This is a genomic window from Comamonas sp. HJ-2 (genome assembly GCF_053615495.1).
Genome location: NZ_JBSIFD010000007.1, coordinates 37,448 through 55,952, shown reverse-complemented (window position 1 = coordinate 55,952; position 18,505 = coordinate 37,448). Strand labels below are relative to the sequence as shown.

Genomic DNA, 18,505 nt, shown 5'->3' with positions numbered 1-18,505 from the left:
TCCGGTGCCATCGGCCATGTATTTCAGGGCGGCGTCTGCCGGTAGTGATGTGCGAGCAGCAGCGCAATCGCACAGGATGCAATGCGGGATTCGCGCGAATCCGCGCGGCTGGTCAGCACGATGGGCACCTTGGCGCCAAGCACGATGCCTGCGCTGGCAGCACCGCCCAGGTACATGAGCTGCTTGGCCAGCATATTGCCGCTTTCCAGATCGGGCACCAGCAGGATGTCGGCCTGACCGGCCACTGGCGAAGTGATGCCCTTGGTACGCGCGGCCTCGATGGAGACTGCATTGTCGAAAGCCAGCGGTCCGTCCAGCACGCCCCCTGTGATCTGGCCCCGGTCGGCCATCTTGCACAGTGCAGCAGCATCCAGTGTCGCGGGCATGTTGGGGTTGACCGTCTCGACGGCGGCAAGGATGGCGAGCCTGGGCCTTGCCACACCCAGAACCTGTGCCAGCTCGATGGCATTGCGCGCGATATCGGCCTTCTGCAACAGATCGGGGGCCAGGTTGATGGCAGCGTCGGTGACGATGAAGGGGCGTGGGTAGCTGGCCGTCTGCAACACAAAGCAATGGCTGACACGCCTCTTGGTGCGCAACCCGGCACTGCCGGCAACAACAGCCGCCATCAGCTCGTCGGTGTGCAGGCTGCCTTTCATCAGTGCCTCGACTTCGCCGCTGGCGGCAAGTCTGGCACCACGCTCGGCTGCTGCATGACTGTGCGGCACGTCCTCGATGCGCAGGCCCTGCAGCTCGAACCCCTGCGCCAGCGCAATCGCTTCGAGCCTGGCGCGCGGAGCGATCAGGACCGGCTCGATCAGCCCCAGCCGATGCGCATCAAGCGCGGCGGACAGGCTGGTGGCATCGCAGGGATGGACGACCCCCACGCGAACCGGCGGCAGTTCCTTGACAGCCGCCAGCAGCCGGGTCAGGCCGTGATGTGAGGTAACGTCAAGCGGCTGTGCTGCGCCGCCTGATGGCATGGAAACCGCTTGCTGCGAGGCTGGCTGCCGGGGCTGCGCATCGTGGGCGCAGAGCAGCGTCAGCGTGCCCGCGTCACGGGAGGCAACGGTGACGCGCAGGCTGTCGCCGACGTTTATGCCCTCAAACGGCTGCAGCGTCATGTCTGGGCTCGGTTGACTCATCGCACTCCTTTCTTGCCGCGTGGTGCGGCCGGTTTACGTCGCGCAGCAGCCGCAGCCCGCTGGGGAGCTGCAGGAGTCTGCACTGGAGCCGGCGCCAGCTCCAGAGGCTCCTGGATCCGGGGCTGCTGCGCCAGTGCGGCCTGCTCGAACAAGGCCTGCACCTGCTGCAAGGCATGTCTCACGGCATCATCCTCCGCGCCGGGCTCCTTATCGATGGCTGCCATCTGGGTGATGGCTTCGCCGGCCTTGCGGATGGTGTCGGCAGGCGTGTTCTTCAGCAGGCCTGGAATGGCTTCGATGGCGGCGCTGCCGCATTGCCTCATCACCAGGGTCTGCTCGCGGATGGCGGCTCGCAGCTCGGTCAGACTCCAGCGCCCAGGCGCTTGCTGCTCCAGCAATTGCGCAGCCAGGTGGTAGTAGCGCTCGTCCACCGCGGGACGCCGGGACAGCACGCTCAGCAAGCCTCGCAGCGTGGCTTCGAGCACGCCCCCTTGATCCACACTGCTCTCGATCTGTCGCTGCCTGCCCGCCATCAGCACCAGATGCTCGGGGGTGGAGCCAGGATGCTGGCGCACTGCCGCGCTCTCGCCATAAGCATGTCCAGCCAGCGCCTGCATGAGCGGCGAGCCATAGAGCATGTCGAACCACAGGGCGTAGATGTGGTCGCGCCGGTCGCGGAAATCATCGAGAGCGCGATCCAGTGCGGCCGAGCACCGCTGCTGCATGTGCAGCCAGGGATTGGCCTCATCCACAGGCTGCCGATGTCCGCGTATGAATTCGGCGCTGCTGCGTATCAGGCAAGCCAGCGGGTGCTGGCTGCTCCAGGCCTCGAATTGCAGGCGCATGGGATGCAAGGTCTGCAACCAGTGCGCCGATTGGGAAGTGCTCAGCGCACGCACCCAGGGTTGCCATATGCTGCGATACAGAGCCAGGTTGATGTCGGATACCCGGGCCGCTGCGTCAAAACGGCGATCGGACTCGGGATCGGGCTTGACGATATCGCGCACCTCATCGATGCCGCTGGCACGGATGCTCAGCAGATAAGGATCATGGAGCAGCTTTTGCTCCTGCTTCGTGGCATCGTCCACGCTGGCGCGGTAGATGCCTGCCGGCAGCAGATTGATCTGCTCGATGGCACTGGCGAACTTGCGGTGCTGTTTGCTGCCGACCGCACCCGAAACAAAGATGCCCAGATGACCGATGCTGTCGTGCGTGCTGAAGATGATGGTCTGGTCATGAGCGCGCACGTCGTCGTCGCTGGCGTACAAATCGGTGATCCAGCCCAGAGCCTGGGCCGGCGGCGTGATGTTGTCGCCATAGGAGCAGAACACCAGGATAGGCGAGCGGATATTGCGCAGATCGATGCGCACCCCGTCCGATGTCAGCAACTGGGCCGTCGACAGCCTGTTGCCTATGAACAGATTGTCGACGATGTACTGCATCTCCACATCGTTGAGGAAGACATAGCCACCCCAGTATTTCTCGAAGTCTATATAGCGCTCGGCTTCGGTGTCGGCATTCGCATAGACCTTGTACTGCTTGCTCCACAGCGTGTTGGCCGGATCGAGCTGCTCGAAGTTCTGCACCAGATGGGCGCCGTCGAAGCGGCCGTTACCCAGATCGCTGGCAAGAGCCGTCATCCAGCTGCCCCCGAGGAGCCCGCCCGAATAACGCATGGGATTGTCGCCAGCCCAGTACGACAGGGGCGCTCCGGCAACAATGATGGGCCCGAACAGCTCGGGCCAGACAGCGGCAGTCATCAGGATCTGCCAGCCCGCCTGGCAGTTGCCGATGACCGCCGGCTTGCCCTCACTCTCGGGGTGAAGCTCGGCCACGCGACGCATGAACGCGGCCTCGGCGCGCATCACATCTTCCACCGTCTGACCAGGTACGGGATCAGGCAGAAAACCGACGAAGTAGCAAGGGTGACCAGCCTCCAGCGCAGCGCCGATCTCGCTATGGGGCTTGAAGCCACCTATGCCCGGGCCATGCCCGGCGCGTGGATCTATCACGACGAACGGACGCTTGGCGGGGTCGGCAGGCCGGTCTTCGGACGCCTGAATGCGCACCAGGCCATAGTTGACAGGTCTCGGAAGGTCCAGCCCCGACATCACGAGTTCCGCGGGGAAATGCAGCACGTTCGGCATCCTGGCCTCACGCTGGGTCCGGTACTGGTCGCCCACCTGCCGCTCGATGTCGGCATACAGCACGGCACGTTGAGCGGCGTCCAACGCATAGGCCCCGGCAGCCCTCCACCACGCAAAAGGATCAACAGACCCGTTGGTCGACGGACCGGCCCCGCTGGGTTTGCTCATGTCGTGCTCCCGAAGTCACAATCTTCTCGCTCAAGAAGATTCAAAAACAATAGCTCCCAGCGCTTTATGGTTCACCACAAAACGCCGAAAACATCGGATTTTTTGCAATGGAGGGCCAGCTGACCAGCCGGCCCGCAGGCGGCAGCGCCGCCGTCTTTAGCTGAAGCTGCGCCAGCCTGTTGCCTACTTCTGCGCCGCTTTGCCGCTCTTGGCCTGAGCGGGGTCCTGAGTTGCCGGCGTCCAGGCCGACAGCCATTGCTTGAAGATGTCCTGCAGCGGCAAAGCGGGCAGATTGGACGCGCCGTCGGCACGCAGGGCCTCGGCCACAGATTTTTGCCAGGCCTCCAGGGCCTGCTGCAGACCGCTGGCAAAAGCCTGCTGGTTCTTGATCGCGATATCGCTGGCGCTCTTGGCATCGCTCATGCGGTCTTCGAGCCTGCGCATGAAAGCCTCGGCGGGCAGGCTGGCCAGTGATTGCCAGTCTTCGGCACGCAGCAGGCTTTGCAGTTCCGCCGTGGTTTCACTGATGCCTGCAGCACTGGTCTGCTGCGCGGCTGCCAGCCAGCGATGGCCACTTTCACGCATAAGCTGAGCGATGCGCAGTTGCAGCTCGGCATTGGCCTTGAACAGATTCAGGGGGGTCGCTTGAATGCTCATATCGTTCTCCCTATGGTGATGGTGGTGCCTATCGAGAGGCTGGCGGACCGTCCGGCATATCACCGTGACCAAACGGCTGTTGAAAACTCAATGCCCGAGCACGTACTGGCCCGGAGCGTCATACAAGGGCCCGCCGCTCGTGCCGCCCATGCGCGGCGGGGCTGTCGGTGTGCCGGATCTGTTTTTGAGCCACTCGTCCCATGCCGGCCACCAGGAGCCTTGGCTCTGCTCGGCCTCTTGCTGCCACTGCTGGGCGACAATGTCCTGAGCGCCGACAGGCCGAGTGAGCAACTGATAGCGGCGTCGCGGATGACCGGGCTCGCTGACAATGCCGGCGTTGTGGCCGCCACTCGTCAGCACAAAGGTGACTTCAGCCGCAGTGTGGTGGTGCAGTTTGAATACCGATTGCCAAGGCGCTACATGATCGGTGAGCGTTCCCACGCAGAAGATGGACACTTGCAGATTGAGAAGCGAGACCGGCTTGCCATCGACCGGATAGCGGCTTTCACTGAGATCGTTATTCAGAAACAGACGGCGCAGGTATTGCGAGTGCATCCTGGCAGGCATGCGCGTGGCGTCGGCATTCCAGGCCATGAGATCGCTCATCGGTGCCCGCTCGCCCAGCAGGTATTGATTGACCATGCGTGACCACAGCAGATCATGGGAGCGCAGCATCAGGAATGCGCCCGCCATCTGATCGGCGCGCAGATAGCCTTGCTGGGCCATCTGGGCCTCAAGCAGGCTGACCTGCGCTTCGTCGATGAACAGCGCCAGCTCGCCGGGTTCGGTGAAATCGGTCTGCGCGGCCAGCAAGGTCATCGATGCCAGACGCTCGTCTCCATCGCGCGCCATCGCGGCTGCCGCAATGGCCAGCAAGGTTCCGCCCAGACAATAGCCTGCGGCATGCACCTTCTGCCCCGGCACGATGGCCGTGACGACATCCAGCGCAGCGCGCCAGCCCAGCTGGATATAGTCGTCCATGCCCAGATCTCGATCGCCGGCATCAGGGTTCTTCCAGGAGACGCAGAACACCGTATGCCCCTGATCGACCAGATACTTGATCAGCGAATTGTGTGGCGAAAGATCCAGGATGTAGTACTTCATGATCCAGGCCGGCATGATCAATACCGGCTCGGGATGGACCTTGTCGGTTGTCGGCGCGTACTGGATCAGCTCCATCAGCTGGTTGCGCAGCACCACCTTGCCAGCGGTGACGGCCACATCGCGCCCCACCTGATACCCCTCGCAGCCTGCAGGCGGCTTGTTTGCCAGCTGCGCATGCACATCTTCCATCAGGTACTGGAAGCCACGCACCAGATTCGCCCCGCCCTCTTTGACGGTACGTTCCAGAACTATCGGATTGGTGGCAAAAAAATTCGCGGGCGAAAGCATATCCAGCCACTGCCTGCTCCAGAACCCGACCAGACGCTCGTGATGTCTTTCAACACCCGGAACACCTTGGGTGGCGGCCTGCCACCAGCGCTGCTGAGCAGCAAAGCCCGCACTGATGACATTGAACGGCCATTGCCCCCATTCAGGAGCCTGAAAGAGACGCTCCGCCTCCTGCGTCTGTGGCCCGCCATAACAAAGCCTGACCCATTCCTCCAGCGCCAGCCTTGCCAGATCCAGACGCTTGCCCGGGCTGATGGCAAGATTGCCGGCCCAATCCATCCAGGCCTGCCATTGGGACTCGGGGGAAACCGACAGCCACTGCTGCGCCCACATCGCACGCACAGCTTGATCAAGCTGCTGGCTGGAACTGAACTGAGCTTCGGCCTCGCGGTCAACCATAGCGGCCCCTTTTTGCTGCATGGCAATAACGCAACATCTTATGCGCTGCAGAAGTTGTTGCCTAGTCACGCCCTGCCGGGAGTTGAGCCACATCAAGCTCTCGCAGCCGGAAGCGCTCCGGCATGCGCAAGCCGGCTCCAAACACCGGGCTGCCGCAGCTAGAAGAACTCCGCAGCCTTGCCTGGATCGGGCCTTCCGCCGAAGCTATCGGCCATGGTTTGCAAGCTGAACGCACACCGCCGCCTGCTGACGCATGCGGTACTGTTTTCCCATTGTGTGCAATAATGGAGAGCTTTTATGCGGAAAGTACACCGGACAGGCTGGTGCGGCTCCCGCACTTGACCAAAGGAAAGATCATGAAAGAAGGCATTCACCCCAATTACCGCGAAGTTCTGTTCGTTGACATGTCCAACGGCTTCAAGTTCGTGACACGTTCTTGCGTTTCCACCAAGGAAACCGAAAACTTCGAAGGTAAAGAGTACCCTCTGTTCAAGCTGGATACCACTTCTGAATCGCACCCCTTCTACACTGGCACACAAAAGTCGGTGGACAACATGGGTGGCCGCGTGGAGAAGTTCCGCAACCGCTTCGGCAAGAAGTAATTCTTACTTTTTTGCTGAAAAGGCAGCCCGGGCAACCGTGCTGCCTTTTTCTTTTTTGGGTGCCGCCCCACGGAATCCCAATGCTCCTATCATCGGAGCACCAAGCGCTTTGACCTCAAGCGCTTTCGCCTGATCTGGCCGTGCAAATTCGCACAGCCGCTACCGGATTGACTGCGTGAACCAGCCCACACCTGCCATCGTTGCCCAAAGCGCTGTACGCCGCCTGCCGCGCTGGGCCCTGCTTTTGCTGTGCCTGGCCTATGTGATTCCCGGCTTTGTCATGCGTGGCCCCTGGCGCTCCAACGATATGGAGGCCTTTGGCTATATGCGCGAGCTGGCGCTGGGCAAGACCGACTGGCTGGCCCCCAAGCTCTCGGGCCTGGCTCCCAGCATGGACGGCCTGCTGCCCTACTGGCTGGGTGCCTTGTCCTTGCAGGGTTTCGAGTGGCTGCTTGGCGCCGAGATGGCGGCGCGCCTGCCCTTCATCGCCTTGCTGATCGTGACCCTGGGCGCCACCTGGTGGGGAGCCTATTACCTTGCACGCACCCCCGGGGCGCAGCCCGTGGCCTTTGCCTTTGGCGGGGAAGCCCAGCTGATCGACTATGCCCGCGCCATGGCCGATGCGGCTTTGCTGGCCCTGGTTGCCTGCCTGGGCCTGGCGCAGCTCTCGCATGAAACCACCAGCTATGTCACGCAGCTGGGCTGCACGGCACTGCTGTTTTTTGCAGCGGCGGCCATGGCCTATCACCCCAGGAAGTCAGCCGCGGCACTGCTATTCGGCCTGCTGGGATTGGCCCTGAGCGGCGCCCCCACTCTTTCCGTACTGTTCGGACTGGGTGGCAGCGTGATCGCCTTCACACAGCGCAGTTGGGGCGACAATCCCGGCCGCGCCCACCGTCAAGCCCGCGCCTGGGCCGCAGCCTGGCTGGCCGCCACGGTGCTCGCAGCAAGCCTGACCACGGCTCTGGATCAATGGGTCTGGCATCTGGTGGACTCGTTCAAGGACTGGGATGCCCTGCTGCAACTGCTGCTGTGGTTCTGCTGGCCTGCCTGGCCCCTGGCTTTGTGGACGCTGTGGGTCTGGCGCCGCCAGATTGCCTACCCCGGCCACAACCCGCATCTGTCCATCGCCCTGCTGTTTGCCACAGTCCCGGTGGCTGCCTGCCTGAGCAGCACCCCGGCCGATCGGGCACTGCTGCTGGGACTTCCCGCCATCGCCACCCTGGCCGCCTTCGCCCTGCCCACTTTCCGCCGCAGCATCAGCGCGCTGATCGACTGGTTCACGCTGCTGTTCTTTACGGCATCCGCGATTGCCATCTGGGTGGTCTGGCTGGCGTTTCAGACCGGATTCCCGCCCAAGATCGCCGCCAATATTGCGCGTCTGGCTCCGCAATTCGAGGCCAGCATCTCCTGGCCCACGGTCATCGTGGCGTTGATCGCCACTGCCGGCTGGTTTGTGCTGGTGATCTGGCGCACCTCGCGCAATCGTGCAGCCATCTGGAAGAGCCTGGTGCTTCCGGCCGGCGGCGCCACACTGAGCTGGGTGCTGCTGTCCACACTCTGGATGGAGCCGCTGGATCATGCTCGCAGCTATGAATTCCAGATGACACAGCTGGGCGGCGAACTCAGGCAGAACGGCGCCACAAGCTGCGTGCTGACCTACGGCCTGGGCCGTTCGCAGATTGCGGCCGTGCGCTACTACACCCATGTGGATACGGCGCTATTGCGCCGCAGCAATCCCGGCGACTGCGGCTGGGCGCTGGTCGACGCAGACCGCTGGGCGGGCGATCACAATCGCAAGCTGCGCCAGGGCTGGAGCGAAGTCAGCCGCATCACCCGTCTGGCAGGCCAAAAGGAAGTCCTGGTACTGCTCAAGTACACCGGCCCCAAAGCCCCATGAAGGGCGAATTGCAGTACATAGGACGGCATGCGGGCACCGTGCTGGCCGGGCAGCTGGCCGTCATGGCCTTTGGCACCACCGACACCATCGTGGCCAGCCGCTATTCCAACGATGCCGTGGCCGCCCTCTCCGTAGGGTCGGCCATTTTCATCAGCGTCTATGCCTCGCTGATGGGCATTTTTCAGGCTCTTCTGCCCTTGTGGTCCGAGCAGCGCGGCGCCGGTCAGCCCCTGGCCATAGGTCATTCGCTGCGCCAGTCCATGTATCTGTGTGCGCTGGCCTGCGTGCTCGGCATGGCGGTGCTGCTCATGCCCGGCGCACTGCTGCGCTGGACTGATGTGCCCGATGCACTGCAACTGGAGGTCAAGCGCTATCTCGCCGTACTGGCCTGGGGCTTGCCACCGGCGCTGCTGTTTCGCATCTACAGCGCGCTCAACCAGGCGCTAGGCCACCCCAAGCTGGTCACCTGGCTGCAACTCATCTCGCTGCTGATCAAGATCCCCTTGTCCATCTGGTTCACCTTTGGCGGGCTGGGGCTTGCGCCCCTGGGAGCAGTGGGCTGCGCACTGGCCACGCTGCTGGTCAACTACACCATGTTTGCCGTGGCCCTGTGGCTGATGCGCACTCAGGATTTCTATGCTCCGCTAGCGCTTTGGCAGAAGCTGGAGCGCCCTGACTGGCGGCAACTGGGCCATTTCTGCCGCCTCGGCATTCCTGCAGGCCTGGCCATTCTGGTGGAAGTCACCTCCTTCACCCTCATGGCCCTGTATGTGGCAAGGCAGGGCTCGCTCTCGTCCGCCAGCCACCAGATCGCCGCCAATCTGGCCGCCATCTGCTATATGGTGCCGCTGTCTCTGGCCATTGCGACCAGCGCCCGCGTCAGCTACTGGCGCGGCGCCGGTGACGAAGCCCAGGCCAGGACACTGATTCAACAGTGTTTCAAGCTTGCTCTGCTCATCGGTATTGCGACAGCTGCTACGCTCTTGATCGCTCGCACCTGGATTGCAGACATCTACACCGACTCCCCGCGGGTGCTGGCAATGACGTCCTGGCTGCTGATCTGCGTGGCTGCATACCATGTGGCGGACTGCGTGCAGACCTATTGCATTTTCGTGCTGCGCTGCTATCGCGTGACCGTGGCGCCTCTGATGATCTATTGCCTGCTGCTGTGGGGCGGCGGCCTGGGCCTTGGCCACTGGCTGACCTACCGATGGCAAGCAGCCGAAGGCTGGCTGGACTGGCAGGCCACGCCCATGCCCTTCTGGGTTTGCAGCGCGGCGGCCCTGTTTGTCACGGCCATGGCCTTCAGCAGCATTTTGCACAGAGCCATACGACCTCCAAAGCCGCAGACCCAGCCTGGAGCCTCCTAGTGAGAAAGTGCCTTGGCGGGCGCTTCTGCAACTGCCCGCACACGGCTGGGCGGGAAGGTGACGGCGAATTCCGAACCCTTGCCCAGCTCACTCTCAATACTGAGCCTTGCGCCATGCCGCTGCAGCACATGCTTGACGATGGCCAGCCCCAGGCCGGTGCCGCCCGTGTCACGTGAGCGGCTGCGATCCACGCGATAAAAGCGCTCCGTCAGGCGCGACACATGCTTCTCGTCGATGCCAGGGCCGGAGTCCTTGACGGCAAAGCGGGCCGATCCATCGGGCAGCAGTTGCCAGCGCACATCGATCTGCCCGCCAGCCGGCGTGTAGCGCATGGCATTGGCCAGCAGATTGGAAAACGCACTGTGCAGCTCTGCACTCGCGCCTGCCAGATCTCCGGCCTGCCGCAGCGCCTGCTCATCAGGAAAGTTCAGCACATGGGGTTTGGCCTGCTTGCGCGTCAAGGCATTGGACAGGCCACGAGCCTCGTTCTCACAGCGATTGAGCAGTTGCGCCACCGACACCCAGTCATTGTTGCTGGGCAGCGGGCTTCCCTCCAGGCGCGACAGGGTCAGCAAGTCTTCCACCAGATGCTGCATGCGCTCGGCCTGCTGGGCCATCAGCTCCAGATAGCGCCTGCGCTCGTCTTCCTCGAGCGGCAGGTTCTGCAGGGTCTCGACAAAACCGGCCAGCACGGTCAGAGGCGTGCGGATTTCGTGCGAGACATTGGCCACGAAGTCGCGGCGCATGGCCTCGGCTTGCTCCAGCGCCGTCACATCGCGCGCCAGCAGCAGCTTGCGCCCTTCACCGTAGCCGTAGAGCTGCACCGACAGCTTGACCGGCCGCGAAGGTGTGCTTTCGCGCCCCTGCATGACCAGATCATGACTGAAGTCCTGCGCCGCAAAATAGGCACTGAACTGAGGATCTCGCACCAGATTACCGATGCTTTGCAGCACATCGCGCTCGGCATCAAAGCCGAACTGCTTGGCGGAAATCTGATTGCACCATTCGATGCGGCCCTGTGCATCGAGCAGGACCACACCATTGGGACTGGCCTGCAAGGCAGACAGAATGTCATTGAGCCGCTGGTCGCCCTGCTGCACCTGCTGCACGCTCTGGCGAATCCAGCGGCGCATGCGCACGCTGGCCTCGCCCCAGATCCCTGCCAGATTGGGCACCGCGCCCAGCTCCGACTGGCGCAGCCAGCGCAGCAGCCGCGCGCCATTCCAGCTGTCCACCAGCCACCATATCCAGCCGCCGATCAAGGCGCCCGTCATGGCCGCCACGCATTGCTGCAGCACCGTCGCACCGGGTGCAACGAGATAGGCCCACAGCAGCCATACCACCATGGCTGCCGCGACCTGAGAAGCCAACAATCGAAAACCACGCCACCCCATATTTGCTTTCAGTTGTGATTTTTGACGACCCAGCCAGGCCGGGCCGAGGTTCGGGGGGAAGTGCTGTCAGGCCATGGCCTGGGCGCTGAAACGGTAGCCCGCGCCGCGCACGGTCTCAATCAGAACACCCGCCACACCCAGCGATTCTCGCAAGCGCTTGACGTGCACGTCCACGGTGCGCTCCTCAATGAAGACATGATCGCCCCAGACCTTGTCGAGCAACTGCGCACGGCTGTGCACACGCTCGGGGTGCTTCATCAGATAGTTGAGCAGCTTGAACTCGGTGGGACCGATCTTGAGCAGATCGCCCTGCCAGCTCACGCGGTGGGCCGCAGCATCCAGCACCAGCTCGCCAATGCTGACCTTGTCCTGCACCTGCTCAGGCGCACGGCGGCGCAGCACGGCACGAATGCGGGCCAGCAGCTCCTGGGTGGAGAAAGGCTTGGTGATGTAGTCATCCGCACCGGCATCCAGGCCCGCCACCTTGTCGGGCTCGTCGCCACGCGCCGTCAGCATGAGAATGGGCACGGCCTTGGTGCGGCTGTCGGCACGCCATTTGCGGGCCAGAGACAGACCGCTGGCCCCGGGCAGCATCCAGTCGAGCAAAATCACGTCGGGCAGCACGGCATCAAGCTCGCGCTGCGCCGAAACACCGTCTTCCGCCCAGACGGGCTGGAAGCCGTTATGCCTCAAATTGACCGCGATCAACTCTGCAATCGCAGGTTCGTCCTCCACGATGAGGACCATGGGCATCTTCTTCATCCCTGAGTAGCCTCCGTCTTACAACACCGCAGATTCGATTTCAGCCATGGTCTGATGGCGCACATCCTTGCCCTCGACCAGGTAGATGATCAGCTCGGCCACGTTCTTGGAGTGGTCGCCGATACGCTCGATGGCCTTGGCCAGGAACAGCAGGTCCAGGCTGGCGGAGATGGTGCGCGGATCTTCCATCATGTAGGTGATGAGCTTGCGCACAAAGCCGTCGAACTCTTCGTCGATCAGGTCGTCTTCACGCAAGATGGCAACCGCCGCCTTGGTGTCCAGTCGGGCGAAGGCATCCAGGGTCTTGCGCAGCAGCTCGGAAGCCATCTGTGCAGCCATGCGCAACTCGCCGCTGGGCAGCGAACGGGCAGCGCCGCTTTCGATGATGGACTTGACCATACGGGCCATCTTGCAGGCTTCGTCGCCCATGCGCTCCAGGTTGGCCGTGGCCTTGGAGAAGGCGATCAGCAGGCGCAGGTCGCGGGCCGTGGGTTGGCGGCGCGCAATGATGGACGACAGCTCATGGTCGATCTCGACCTCCATGGCATTGACGCGCTGCTCGGTGCTGATGACCTGCTCAACCGCTTCGGTGCTGAAGCTGGTCAGTGCGTAGACGGCATTGCTGATCTGCGACTCGACCAGACCGCCAAGCTCCATGACGCGTGCCGAGACACGATTGAGTTCGGAGTCGAACTGCGTGGACAAATGTTTTTCTGTCATTTTTTAAGTCCTTAGCCGAAGCGGCCTGTGATGTAGTCTTCCGTTTCCTTGCGCTGGGGCTTGAAGAACATTTTTTCGGTGTCGCCAAACTCCACCAGATCCCCCAGATACATATAGGCCGTGTAGTCGCTGCAACGGGCGGCCTGCTGCATGTTGTGTGTCACGATGACCACGGTGTAGTCGTTCTTCAGCTCCGCAATCAGCTCCTCGATCTTGGCCGTGGAGATGGGGTCCAGCGCCGAGCAGGGCTCGTCCAGCAACAGCACTTCGGGCTTGATGGCAATGCCGCGAGCGATGCACAGACGCTGCTGCTGACCGCCCGACAGACCCGAGCCGCTTTGCTGCAGCTTGTCCTTGACTTCGTTCCACAGTGCTGCCTTGCGCAGCGCCCACTCCACGCGGTCGTCCATGTCCGAGGCGTTGAGATTCTCGAACAGCTTCACGCCGAAAGCGATGTTGTCATAAATGGACATGGGGAACGGCGTGGGCTTCTGGAACACCATGCCGACCTTGGCACGAATCAGTGCCACATCCTGCTTGCTGGTCAGCAGATTGTCGCCGTCCAGCATGATCTGACCTTCGGCGCGCTGCTCGGGATAGAGCTCGAACATGCGGTTGAAGGTGCGCAGCAGCGTGGACTTGCCGCAGCCCGAGGGGCCGATGAAGGCCGTGACCTTCTTCTCGGGAATATCGAGATTGATGTTCTTCAGCGCGTGAAACTTGCCGTAGTAGAAGTTCAGGTCGCGCACGGCCAGCTTGATGTTGGCGGGAGCAGTGATTGCAGTCATGATCTTGAACTTTCGAATTATTTCTGGCGGGTGATGAAACGCGCCAGGATATTCAGACCCAGCACAGCCACAGTGATGAGAAAGACACCGGCCCAGGCCAGCTGCTGCCAGTTCTCATACGGGCTCATGGCAAATTTGAAGATGGTGACCGGCAGGCTGGCCATGGGCTTGCTCATGTCGGCATTCCAGAACTGGTTGTTCAGCGCCGTGAACAGCAGCGGAGCGGTCTCGCCTGCAATACGGGCCACTGCCAGCAGCACACCGGTAATCACGCCGGCGCGGGCTGCGCGCAAGGTCACCATGATGATGACCTTCCACTTGGGCGTACCCAGCGCATAAGCTGCTTCACGCAGGCTGGCGGGAACCAGCACCAGCATGTTTTCCGTGGTGCGGATGACCACGGGAATCACGATCAGCGCCAGCGCGATCACGCCGGCCATGCCGGAGAAGCTCTTGAAGCGCACCACCACCACGGTATAGACAAACAGACCGATGACGATGGAGGGTGCCGACAGCAGAATGTCGTTGACGAAGCGGGTGGTGGAAGCCAGCCAGCCTTTTTTGTCGTACTCGGCCAGATAGACCCCGGCCATCACGCCGATAGGCGTGCCCACGAAAGTGGCCAGCGCCACCATCATCAGCGAGCCCCAGATGGCATTGGCAATACCGCCCTCCTCGTTGGGAGGAGGCGTCATCTGCGAGAACAGTGCGAAGTTCAGACCGCCCAGGCCCTGGCGAATGGTTTCCCAGAGAATCCAGACCAGCCAGAACACGCCAAACAGCATGGCGGCCATGGACAGGGTCAGCGCGACCTGATTCAGGCGCTTGCGCTTGTTGTACTTGGCCTGACGCACCGCAGCCAGATCGGCTGCGTCGAGCATTTTGGTGGAGGTGGAGGTCGGGCTCATGAGCGGGCTCCTTCGTTCTTCTGCAGACGGTTGAGCAGCAGCTTGGAGCAGGCCAGCACCACGAAGGTGATGAAGAACAGCACCAGACCCAGATAGATCAGCGACGCCTGATGCAGGCCCTCGCCCGCTTCGGCAAACTCATTGGCCAGCGCCGAGGTGATGCTGTTCGCAGCCTCGAACACGGACAGGGAATTGAGCTGGTTCATGTTGCCGATCACAAAGGTCACGGCCATGGTCTCGCCCAGTGCGCGGCCCAGGCCCAGCATGACACCGCCCAGCACGCCGGTCTTGGTATAGGGCAGCACCACTTTCCAGACCACTTCCCAGGTCGTGGAGCCCAGACCGTAGGCCGACTCTTTGAGCAGCGCCGGCGTGACTTCGAACACATCGCGCATCACGGAGGCGATGAAGGGGATGATCATGATGGCCAGAATGATGCCGGCCGACAAAATACCGATACCCACGGGAGGGCCGGAAACAAAAGCGCCCAGATAGGGCACACCGGTCAGCAGGTTCTGCAGGGGCTGCTGCACATAGGTGGCCAGCACGGGGCCGAACACCATCAGGCCCCACATGCCGTAAACAATGGAGGGAACTGCGGCCAGCAACTCGATGGCAGTGCCCAGAGGGCGCTTGAGCCAGGCGGGCGAGAGTTCCGTCAGAAACAGGGCAATGCCGAAGCTCACGGGCACTGCAATGATGAGCGCGATGGCCGAAGTGGCCAGCGTGCCGTAAATCATGACCAGACCGCCGTATTGATCCTGCACGGGGTCCCAGACACTGCTGGTCAGAAAGCTCAGACCATATTCGGAGATGGCGGGCCAGGCGCCGAAGATCAGCGAAACCATGATGGCCAACAGCAGCACCAGCGTCAAAATTGCTGCGCTGCGTGCCAGGCCACCAAACAAACGATCCGCCATACGTCCCGAGATCATCGGAGCACGTGGCGGAGAAGGAGAGCGTCGCTTGGCGGCATCGGTGGGGGCTGCAGCCAGCGAACTGGAGGGCGACGTAGTGGACACGTGAGCGCCTTTATTCGCAAAGGGTTGAAACAAGCAGCGAACATACCGTCCGGCACGGCAGCCCGCTGCTCACTGATGACACGAAATTACTTGGAAACAACCTTGCCCGAAGCGTCCTTGATGTCGTTCCAGGACTTGTAGATCACGTTCTTGACAGCGTCGGGCATGGGCACATAGTCCAGGTCTGCGGCAGTCTTGTCACCTTGCTTGTAAGCCCAGTCGAAGAACTTCAGCGAGGTGGCGGCCTGAGCAGGCTTTTCCTGAGTCTTGTGCATCAGGATGAAGGTTGCCGAGGTGATGGGCCAGGCGTTCTTGCCGGGCTGGTTGGTCAGGATCTGGTAGAAGCTCTTGGCCCAGTCAGCGCCAGCAGCAGCCGCCTTGAAGGTCTCGTCGTCAGGAGAGACAAAAGTGCCTTCCTTGTTCTGCAGCTGTGTGTAGGTCAGCTTGTTCTGCTTCACATAGGCGTACTCGACATAGCCGATGGAGTTGGGCAGGCGACCCACGAAGGCGGCAACGCCTTCGTTACCCTTGCCGCCGGCACCGGTGGGCCAGTTCACGGCCTTGCCCTCGCCCACTTTTTCCTTCCACTCGGCATTGACCTTGGAGAGGTAGTTGGTGAAGCCGAAGGTGGTGCCGGAGCCGTCAGCGCGGCGCACGGGAGCGATAGCGGCGTCAGGCAGCGCCACACCGGGGTTCAGTGCCGTGATGGCGGGGTCATTCCACTTGGAGATCTTGCCCAGGTAGATATCGCCCAGCACCTGGCCCGACAGCTTCAGCTGGCCGGGAGCCACGCCCTTGATGTTGACCACAGGAACAATGCCGCCGATCACGGTGGGGAACTGAACCAGACCCTTCTTGGCCAGTTCGTCATCCTTCAGGGGTTCATCGGAAGCACCGAAGTCCACGGTCTTGGCTTCGATCTGCTTGACACCGGCGCTGGAACCCACGGACTGATAGTTAATCTTGACGCCGGTGGCCTTATGATAGTCAGCAGCCCACTTGGAATACAGAGGAGCCGGGAAGCTCGCACCGGCACCTGTGGCTTCCTGGCTGGCGTTGGCAATACCCGCTGCAGACAGAGCACCAGCCACCAGAACGTGAATCAAGGACAACTTCATGAAACGACCTCTTAGGGTTGAAAGATTCGATGGAGTGAACTTTAAAAACCTTTTATGACAAGGTTGTGACATGAAAATTTCAAGGCGCAACCGAGTGAAAGAGCTCCAAAGCGGTCATGCGAGTGTCATATTTCATTCGCAAACTGCTGAGCCTTGACCCGCAGACCCGGCCCGGGTAACAGCTTGTCGCAAGGCTGGAGTCTGATCGCCGGCAATGTATGACATAGTCTGTCACACAGCGTGAGCGCACTCCGGCGGCCTAACCCGGCAAATACCTGACTTGACAGAGGTTGAACCCCACGCCCCGCAAGCTCGATGACGGCCCGTATTGCATATTCCACTGCCCGGTGCATGTGTCGCCTGTTCCATCACGCTCATGCTCTGCCCGTGCCCCAACCCGCATAACAACAACGCATTGATTGGCTCAGAAATGGCTCCTGAATCGCTGCTTGCCGCCGTAGACCTTGGTTCCAATAGCTTTCGCCTTGAAATAGGCCGCATCGGCTCGCATCAACGCATCGAGCGTGTGGAATACCTCAAGGAAACCGTGCGCCAGGGCAATGGCCTGAACTCGCGCCAGGAACTCTCCCGCGAAGCCATGGAGCGCGGCTGGGAGTGCCTGGCTCGCTTTGGCGAGCGCCTCAGGGGCTTTGATGCCTCGCATGTCCGCGCTGTAGCCACCCAGACCCTGCGCGAGGCACTGAATGCCGAAGAATTCGTGACGCGTGGAAGCCAGTTGCTGGGCTTTCCCATCGAAGTCATTGCCGGCGAGGAGGAAGCCCGGCTGATCTATCGCGGCGTGGCCAGTTCGCTGCCGCCCAGCCAGCAAAAACGCCTGGTCATCGACATTGGCGGACGCTCCACCGAAATCATCATCGGCCAGCACAGCCAGCCTCTGCAAGTGGCATCGTTCGCACTGGGCAGCGTCTCCTGGAGCAGCCGCTTCTTCAGCGACGGCGCACTGAACAAGGCCAACTTCCAGGCCGCCGTTGCCGCCGCCAAGCAATGCCTGACCCAGGCCCAGTTCGCCTACCCGGGCACGGCCTGGGACTGCGCCTATGCCTCCTCCGGCACGGCCAACGCCGTGGCCGACGCTCTCACGGCCCAGGGCCTGGACGGGCAGGTGATCACGCCCGCCAAGCTGCGCTACCTCTACGAGCTGCTGCTGGACATCGGTCATGTGGAGCGCCTGCGCATGCCGGGCCTCAAGGAAGATCGCCGCCCGGTGGTCGCCGGCGGCATCAGCGTGATGATGGCCGTGGTCGACCTGCTGGGCATTACCGAGCTGGAAGTTGCACAGGGCGCACTGCGCCAGGGAGCTTTGCACGACCTGCTCGACCATGAGCCCCCTGCCGACAAGGAGGCCGCGGAAGTCGGCGCACTACAACTGGACTTCGGCGTGGACGTACCCCATGCCCAGCGCGTTCAGCGCATTGCCACCCAGCTGTGCCAGCAAATCCTGCCCGCAGAAACCGCGCCGCTGAGCACTCAGGCCCTGGCCATTGCCGCGCAACTGCACGAGGTGGGCATGCGCGTGGCTCTGAGCGACTATCACCGCCACGGCGCCTACATTGTCGAGCATTGCGGCCTGGCCACCTGGGAGCCCGAGCTGCGCCAGCGCATCTGCCAGCTGGTGCTGGGTCACCAGGGCAAGCTGCGCAAGCTGGAGGACGCCATCGAAGAGCCGCAGCTGGCCCTGCCGCTGATGGCACTGCGCATTGCCGTGCAGTTGAGCCATACCCGCCGCGACCCTGACATGCAGGGCATGCAGATCAAGCGTTCGGGCTCGGAATGCAAGCTCTCCACACCCTCGGGCTGGATGCTGACCTACCCGCAATCCGCCCGCCTGCTCGAGGAGGAAGCCATGGCTTGGAGCAAGACGCCCTGGAGCCTCAAGCTGCAGCTGCGCTGATATCACCTGCCAGGCCGCCGCGGCCTGCAAAAGGCAAAGGGACTGCGAGGCAGTCCCTTTTTTGCTCTGCAGAGCCTTTCAAAAAGATAGCTGCAAGCACC

General features: G+C 62.2%; 15 protein-coding genes. 4 read left to right on the top strand and 11 right to left on the bottom strand.

What is annotated here, in order from left to right; all coding sequences use genetic code 11:
• Positions 1-23: 23 nt before the first annotated feature.
• The 4 genes from ACWGXF_RS07870 to ACWGXF_RS07855 form a co-directional block, all read right to left on the bottom strand.
• Positions 24-1,145: a bifunctional enoyl-CoA hydratase/phosphate acetyltransferase gene (locus ACWGXF_RS07870; protein WP_256630922.1), complete on the bottom strand. Its 1,122-nt coding sequence runs from the start codon at positions 1,143-1,145 to the stop codon at positions 24-26.
• Positions 1,142-3,460, bottom strand: coding sequence for a DUF3141 domain-containing protein (locus ACWGXF_RS07865; protein WP_452101826.1), 2,319 nt, complete (start codon positions 3,458-3,460; stop codon positions 1,142-1,144). Before ACWGXF_RS07865 ends, ACWGXF_RS07870 begins: the two co-directional genes overlap by 4 nt.
• Positions 3,461-3,643: 183 nt before the next feature.
• Positions 3,644-4,117 carry a phasin family protein gene (locus ACWGXF_RS07860; protein WP_012839107.1) on the bottom strand — a complete coding sequence of 158 codons (474 nt, stop codon included), beginning with the start codon at positions 4,115-4,117 and terminating at the stop codon, positions 3,644-3,646.
• Between the two features lie 87 nt (positions 4,118-4,204).
• Positions 4,205-5,908 (bottom strand): PHA/PHB synthase family protein, encoded by a 1,704-nt coding sequence (locus tag ACWGXF_RS07855; protein ID WP_452101825.1) that lies wholly within the window; start codon positions 5,906-5,908, stop codon positions 4,205-4,207.
• 356 nt (positions 5,909-6,264) lie between these two features.
• Here ACWGXF_RS07855 and ACWGXF_RS07850 point away from each other — a divergent pair, with 356 nt between their 5' ends.
• From ACWGXF_RS07850 to ACWGXF_RS07840, 3 genes are all read left to right on the top strand, one after another.
• Positions 6,265-6,510: a type B 50S ribosomal protein L31 gene (locus tag ACWGXF_RS07850; protein WP_003053459.1), complete on the top strand. Its 246-nt coding sequence runs from the start codon at positions 6,265-6,267 to the stop codon at positions 6,508-6,510.
• 175 nt (positions 6,511-6,685) lie between these two features.
• Positions 6,686-8,410, top strand: coding sequence for a hypothetical protein (locus ACWGXF_RS07845; RefSeq protein WP_202789007.1), 1,725 nt, complete (start codon positions 6,686-6,688; stop codon positions 8,408-8,410).
• A complete protein-coding gene (locus tag ACWGXF_RS07840; protein WP_256630924.1) occupies positions 8,407-9,780 on the top strand; it encodes an MATE family efflux transporter in 1,374 nt (457 codons plus the stop codon). Before ACWGXF_RS07845 ends, ACWGXF_RS07840 begins: the two co-directional genes overlap by 4 nt.
• Here ACWGXF_RS07840 and phoR read toward each other — a convergent pair.
• The 7 genes from phoR to pstS all read right to left on the bottom strand — a co-directional run bounded on the left by phoR (position 9,777) and on the right by pstS (position 16,492).
• Positions 9,777-11,153, bottom strand: a complete 1,377-nt coding sequence (phoR, locus tag ACWGXF_RS07835; protein ID WP_039048821.1) for a phosphate regulon sensor histidine kinase PhoR — start codon at positions 11,151-11,153, stop codon at positions 9,777-9,779. The two genes, ACWGXF_RS07840 and phoR, sit on opposite strands and share 4 nt — an antisense overlap.
• A gap of 87 nt (positions 11,154-11,240) precedes the next feature.
• Positions 11,241-11,936: a phosphate regulon transcriptional regulator PhoB gene (gene phoB, locus ACWGXF_RS07830; RefSeq protein WP_003053455.1), complete on the bottom strand. Its 696-nt coding sequence runs from the start codon at positions 11,934-11,936 to the stop codon at positions 11,241-11,243.
• 18 nt (positions 11,937-11,954) lie between these two features.
• On the bottom strand, positions 11,955-12,656 hold the full coding sequence (gene phoU / locus ACWGXF_RS07825) for a phosphate signaling complex protein PhoU (RefSeq protein WP_003067322.1): 702 nt from the start codon (positions 12,654-12,656) through the stop codon (positions 11,955-11,957).
• 11 nt (positions 12,657-12,667) lie between these two features.
• Positions 12,668-13,444: a phosphate ABC transporter ATP-binding protein PstB gene (gene pstB, locus ACWGXF_RS07820; RefSeq protein WP_003067324.1), complete on the bottom strand. Its 777-nt coding sequence runs from the start codon at positions 13,442-13,444 to the stop codon at positions 12,668-12,670.
• A 17-nt stretch (positions 13,445-13,461) separates the two neighbouring features.
• Complete coding sequence (gene pstA, locus ACWGXF_RS07815) at positions 13,462-14,352, bottom strand: phosphate ABC transporter permease PstA (protein WP_003067325.1); 891 nt, start codon at positions 14,350-14,352, stop codon at positions 13,462-13,464.
• Positions 14,349-15,287, bottom strand: coding sequence for a phosphate ABC transporter permease PstC (gene pstC / locus ACWGXF_RS07810; RefSeq protein ID WP_034358718.1), 939 nt, complete (start codon positions 15,285-15,287; stop codon positions 14,349-14,351). The genes pstA and pstC overlap by 4 nt, the downstream gene beginning before the upstream one ends.
• Positions 15,288-15,460: 173 nt before the next feature.
• Positions 15,461-16,492: a phosphate ABC transporter substrate-binding protein PstS gene (pstS, locus tag ACWGXF_RS07805; RefSeq protein WP_012839112.1), complete on the bottom strand. Its 1,032-nt coding sequence runs from the start codon at positions 16,490-16,492 to the stop codon at positions 15,461-15,463.
• Positions 16,493-16,922: 430 nt separating this feature from the next.
• Here pstS and ACWGXF_RS07800 point away from each other — a divergent pair, with 430 nt between their 5' ends.
• Positions 16,923-18,404, top strand: coding sequence for a Ppx/GppA phosphatase family protein (locus tag ACWGXF_RS07800; RefSeq protein ID WP_034379324.1), 1,482 nt, complete (start codon positions 16,923-16,925; stop codon positions 18,402-18,404).
• The last annotated feature ends 101 nt before the right edge of the window (positions 18,405-18,505 follow it).